The organism is Polaromonas sp. P1_G4 (assembly GCF_056405475.1).
This window is the reverse complement of the sequence record NZ_JBFUCA010000734.1, coordinates 1-1622: the sequence shown is the minus strand read 5'-3', so window position 1 is coordinate 1622 and position 1622 is coordinate 1. Positions and strand designations below refer to the sequence as shown.

The 1622-nt window shown below is 59.7% G+C and carries 3 protein-coding genes; all 3 read right to left on the bottom strand.

What is annotated here, in order from left to right:
* On the bottom strand, window positions 1-567 hold a 567-nt coding region (locus AC1D1X_RS22810; RefSeq protein ID WP_477699277.1), incomplete at its 3' end, for a sugar phosphate nucleotidyltransferase.
* Window positions 560-1123: a D-glycero-alpha-D-manno-heptose-1,7-bisphosphate 7-phosphatase gene (locus tag AC1D1X_RS22805; RefSeq protein ID WP_477668511.1), complete on the bottom strand. Its 564-nt coding sequence runs from the start codon at window positions 1121-1123 to the stop codon at window positions 560-562. The genes AC1D1X_RS22810 and AC1D1X_RS22805, both read right to left, overlap by 8 nt.
* Window positions 1124-1127: 4 nt before the next feature.
* Window positions 1128-1622 (bottom strand): hypothetical protein (locus AC1D1X_RS22800; protein ID WP_477699276.1); only part of this gene is annotated, 495 nt, incomplete at its 5' end.

Genomic DNA, 1622 nt, shown 5'->3' with positions numbered 1-1622 from the left:
AAAGGGCTTGCCATCCCAATGCCTAAACAGGTCCGCATCGAGATGGTACAGACCCGCATTAATCAGGCCCTTACCGCGGCTGCTTTGCTTTTCCTCAAAAAGGGCTATTTTATTGGCCGACGTCCGTACGCTGCCATAGCGTTCCGTATTTTCTACGCAAATTACGGCCATTGAAGGCGATTCGGCCGCAAATACCGCACTGATACCGCTGCCGAGCCAGGTATCGGCGTTGCTGACAAGGAAGGAACCCGCGAGGGCATGTTGCCGTACCGCGTAGGCTACGGCACCACCCGTTCCCAGCGGTTCGGGTTCGACCAGGAAGTCGACTTCGCAGCCGTGAAGCCGACCTGTTTGCGCAAGCCCGCCAACGAATTCTTCGATCAGTTCGGATTGGTGATGCAGCAGAAAGGTCATCGAACGTACCCCCTGGGCGATCCAGTTGTCGACCAGATAGCCGAGGTAGGGCTCGCCTGCGACCGGTGCCAGCGGTTTGGGGACGTCCGAGACGGCACTGCGCAGGCGCGTGCCGAAGCCACCTGCGAGCACCAGCAGGCGAGGTTCAGCCATGATGTTCACTGCTCCAGGCCAACAGCATGTCAACGGCCTCGCCGAAGTTGTCGCATACCTCGAAATGTGCCTCAAGTGAACGAGCCGCGAGCTCTTGGTGCAGGTTGTGCACGCCGGTGTTTACGCCAATGCCGCGGCAGCCGAGGTTGGCAGCCGTCATGAGATCGCTCAGGTTGTCGCCGATATAGCAGATATCGGCGGCCTGTTTCGAATATCTCGAGAGCAGTTCGAGGCCGAACCTGGGTGATGGCTTGCGATACAGTGCGGGCGCCTCGGGCACTTCCGGGCAGATGCAAATCTCTTCGAACGGCGCCGGACCGAGGTCGAGCTGACGCAGCATTTCGTTGTTGCAGCGAACCGCCATCTCCAACGGGAAATAGCCGCGACCGACCCCCGACTGATTGGTGTGCAAAAACAATAGGTGACCGGCGGCCCGTAGCCGCGTCAAGCCCTCGCGCACGCCCGGCAACAAGACCACCTGCGCCGGATCGCAGAGATAAGGCACATGCCTTATCAGGGTGCCGTCCCTGTCGAAAACGATCAGTTGCGAGGTCATCTTTTCAGGCCGCCTTGCTGCCTGTCTCGGGCGTCGCTGTGTAACCGGCCATCTCGCTGTAGATAGCGCCGTGTTCAAGCTGCTCGGTGATCGTGCAGAACAGCGTGTCGTCGCCTTCAATGAAAGCGCGGGTCTCAGCATGCAATCCCGGCTTGAACTCTTTGTCGATTACATCATCGATGACGACGGGTTCGACTTTGACTGATGCCAGGTGGGTGACCTGCAACTGTTCCATTGGTTTGAAGATAAGCCTGCGCTTGCGGGTCAGCACCTCTACGGCCCAGCGGCCAGGAGCTTCCCAGTCAGCGTGATAGCTAAATAGCACACCGCGTTCGGTTACGCCGGCGCCGCAAAACCGCGCGGCAGCCGAATGCCAGTCAAGCGCGCCAGCACGCCAGCTTTTCCAGTCCTTCGGGAAGCCGCAGAGATGGAACGCAAGGTCGGGCACGTGCGACGAGTTGGCGATGACCCAGGACTGCTTGACCGAATCGGGTAGGGG